Below are 3,573 nucleotides of genomic sequence, written 5' to 3'. Positions count from 1 at the left end.
GCACGTCAGAAAAACAGTCTCGCCTAGTGGCTACCGGGGACTACGCGCCTTCGATTCTCTCTCCTTGGCGCGCAGCGAGGGACTCGCGCGCCTGATGCGCAAGGAGATGACTCACGAGGAGTATCAGCGTGTACTGGTTGCAAGAAACCGTCGCTGGCTACCACGTGTCGAAACACATATTTCCTCACCGGGTAAAACCATGATCGTGGTGGGTGCGGCGCATCTGGCTGGTAAGCAGAGCCTTATAGCAATGCTCAAGTCGAAGGGCTACGAAGTTAGCCGAATACAGTAAGTCAGCCGGTCACACCCGCCAGGTATCAGAGTCGCCAACGGCGACTCTGATACCTTCAGTCAGGATTCGTTCTGCACCGGAAATATCACCAGGCGATCAATTTCAAGAGCAATGCCCAGTTTCTCCCCGATTGCATGGTCATGGTGGGAGTGCACCAGTGAGAGCAACTCGATGCCACTGCCAAGCTGCAGTGTGTAGAGGTAGTTGGCGCCACGGAAAACCTTCTCTTTTATGAGTGCCTTTCTGGGGCTGCAGTCATCGTGAAGAATGTCATCCGGGCGTACCAGTACACGCACTTTGCTGCCAGGCTTGCAGCCTTCCGGCAACTCCCCTTCCAGTGTTGCCAACTCTGTTCCCACCTGCATGGCATCGTTGACTACGCCATCGACAAACACGCCCTGGCCGATGAAATCTGCAACAAATTCGCACGCAGGTTCATGGTAGAGGTTATAATTGCTGTCCCATTGCAGTATCTTTCCATCTGACATGACGCCAATACTGTCTGCCATGGCGAAGGCCTCGTGCTGGTCATGAGTGACAAGTACCGCGGTGATATTTGCGCGTTTGAGTATCTCGCGCACCTCGGTGGCAAGCGCTTCGCGCAGTTCTGCGTCCATGCTGGAGAAGGGTTCATCCATCAGCAGCAACTTCGGACGTGGCGCAAGCGCACGTGCCAGTGCTATACGCTGCTGTTGACCTCCGGAGAGTTCATGCGGATAGCGCGAACCATAGCCGGACAGTCCGATCAGATCCAGCAGTTCATCGACACGTCTCTTCTTGTCTCCACCTTTTAAGTGACGGATACCAAAAGCGATATTGTCGAACAGGGTGAGATGTGGAAACAGCGCAAAATCCTGGAACACCATACCGATGTGACGATGCTCAGGAGGCGTGGTGTGAGTAGGCGTGCTAACACTGTTGCCATCAATCGATATGCGTCCGCTTTTCAGTGGCTCGAAACCGGCAATGGCCCTCAGTAGAGTTGTCTTGCCGCAGCCACTTGGTCCCAGCAGGCAACCAATCTCACCTTCACCCAATGTCAGATCGATTTTTTCAACAACTGTGACGCTGTCATAGCCGATCGAGGTTTTATCAACAGACAGGCAACTCATGCTTCTCCTCCCCCGGCACGTGAATGACTGATTACCCTGCTAAGCAGGATAACCGGAATAATACCGGTGGCCACTATCATCAGGGCTGGAGCACCGGCGTCTGCAAGACGCTCATCAGCCGCCATCTCGTAGGTACGTACGGCGAGCGTATTGAAATTAAAGGGGCGCAGTATCAGGGTGGCCGGCAACTCCTTGAGAACATCAACGAACACCAGTAACAGCGCAGTAATTACAGTTCCTTTCATCAGGGGCAGATGAATACGAGCAAGCACACCCGTCGGTGAGAGACCGAGTGAGCGCCCGGCATCATCCATGGAGAACCTGATTTTGCCGAGACCGGACTCGATTGCCTGGATCGAAACGGAGAGGAATCGCACCGTGTAGGCAAATACGAGAGCAAACAGGGTGCCTGACAGTAACAGGCCGGTCGAGATGCTAAATTGCTCACGCATCCATGCATCAATGCTGTTATCAAGCCACGCAAAAGGCATCAGGACACCAACAGCAATAACGGTACCTGGAACGGCATAACCCATGGATGCAATGCGCACACCCGTATTACTGATGAGATTGTCCTGCAAGCGTTTTCCATAGGCAAGCAACAGTGCAAGTACTACTGCTACAAGGGCAGTGATGCTCGCTAGCATCAGGCTGTTCCATGCCAGTAGTGCAAATGACCAGTTGATTGTTTCGGTCGCCGTCGTAAGTGTCCAGTTGAGGAGTTGGCCTGCCGGAATAATAAAACCAAACAGTACCGGCAGCATGCAGGCAATGAATGCGATCCTGCCGCGTGTACCGCGTAACTGGTAACGGCGAATTTCGGAATAGCTGTTGCTGGTATGGTGGAAGCGCGCACGCTTGCGCGACCAGCGCTCCACGATCACCAGCAGAAAAACGAATCCGAGCAGTGTTGCCGAGAGTTGTGCTGCGGTGGCGCTGTCTCCAAGGCCGAACCAGGTGCGGAATATACCGGTTGTAAAAGTGCTGACACCGAAATACTGCACTGTTCCATAGTCAGCGAGTGTTTCCATCAGTGCAAGAGACAGCCCTGTGACAATTGCCGGTCTTGCCAGTGGCAGGGCTACGCGGGTAAAGCTGCGCAGCGGCGAGTTGCCAAGTGTGCGACTGACCTCAAGAACACACACGGACTGTTCGAGGAAGGCGGCCCTGACAAGCATGTAGACATAGGGGTAGAGCACCAGTGACAGCATCACCATGGCACCGCCGATGGAACGCACCTCCGGAAACCAGTAGTCACCGTATGACCAGCCAAACCATGCACGCATTGCCTCTTGCAATGGACCTTCAAAATCGAGCAGTCCCGTGTATGTATAGGCGATGATGTATGCGGGAATCGACAGTGGCAACAGCAGTGCCCATGTCAGCCAACGTCTGCCGGGAAACTCGCACATACTGGTGAGCCATGCAGTGATCACTCCAATACTGAGGACGCCAACGGAGACGCCAAGCATTAGCATTAGAGAGTTGCCGACATAGTCGGCAAGCAGGTTGTCGACAAGGTGTTGCCAGTTATCACTGGCGGGCAGAAAGATAAAACTTGCGATCACGAGTACCGGCAGCGCCATTAACAGCGCAATGCCGATGATGCCGAGATTCCACAGGTTGAGAAACGACCGTGGAAGCCAGTAGAGGTTGGATGGTATCGATAGCGTTGGCATGATCAAATCATTCTATTTGAAAAGGGTAAGCTGTATTCTGTGTGCAGCATACCCGCTGAGTTGGCGGTTAGCGCCAGCCAGCACGATCCATCAGGCGCACGGCATCAGCGTTTAATTCGCCCAATCTTGAGAGGTTGAGTGTATCGGATTTGAATTCGCCCCATGTGGTAAGTGCGTCGCTCGGATTGATGCCATGTACGGCAGGGTATTCATGGTTGATTGTTGCATACCACTGCTGCGTTTCATCGCTGACAAGAAACTCCATCAACTGGATTGCATTCTCCCTGTTTTTTGCAGCCGCAGTGAGTCCAACGCCTGAGATATTGATGTGGGTGCCGCGATCATCCTGGTTTGGCCAGAACAGGGCAACGGCATTGGCTGCGCCGATTTGAGACTTATCACCCGAGCCCAGCATCTGCGCATAGTAATAAGTGTTTGCAATGGCAATGTCACAGCGGCCTGCGGCAGCTGCCTTGATCTGGTCACGGTC

4 protein-coding genes are annotated in these 3,573 nt (G+C 53.6%); 1 reads left to right on the top strand and 3 read right to left on the bottom strand.

What is annotated here, in order from left to right; translation table 11 throughout:
* Window positions 1-292: TraB/GumN family protein (locus BOW51_RS08640; RefSeq protein WP_135568178.1), on the top strand; the 292-nt coding region annotated here is incomplete at its 5' end.
* 59 nt (window positions 293-351) lie between these two features.
* Here the strand turns inward: BOW51_RS08640 and BOW51_RS08635 are convergent.
* The 3 genes from BOW51_RS08635 to BOW51_RS08625 all read right to left on the bottom strand — a co-directional run.
* Complete coding sequence (locus tag BOW51_RS08635) at window positions 352-1,404, bottom strand: ABC transporter ATP-binding protein (protein ID WP_078477372.1); 1,053 nt, start codon at window positions 1,402-1,404, stop codon at window positions 352-354.
* Window positions 1,401-3,083 (bottom strand): ABC transporter permease, encoded by a 1,683-nt coding sequence (locus BOW51_RS08630; protein WP_078477371.1) that lies wholly within the window; start codon window positions 3,081-3,083, stop codon window positions 1,401-1,403. Before BOW51_RS08630 ends, BOW51_RS08635 begins: the two co-directional genes overlap by 4 nt.
* Before the next feature lie 67 nt (window positions 3,084-3,150).
* On the bottom strand, window positions 3,151-3,573 hold a 423-nt coding region (locus BOW51_RS08625; protein WP_174564742.1), incomplete at its 5' end, for an extracellular solute-binding protein.

It is taken from the genome of Solemya elarraichensis gill symbiont (assembly GCF_002021095.1).
Taxonomy (GTDB): Bacteria; Pseudomonadota; Gammaproteobacteria; order Chromatiales; family Chromatiaceae.
This window is presented reverse-complemented; position numbering and strand designations above follow the sequence as displayed.

What these genes read in the sequence shown, in the direction of transcription:
- BOW51_RS08635 (WP_078477372.1), bottom strand. Translation starts at nt 1,404, where the DNA reads ATGAGTTGCCTGTCTGTTGATAAAACCTCGATCGGCTATGACAGCGTC.
- BOW51_RS08630 (WP_078477371.1), bottom strand. Translation starts at nt 3,083, where the DNA reads ATGCCAACGCTATCGATACCATCCAACCTCTACTGGCTTCCACGGTCG.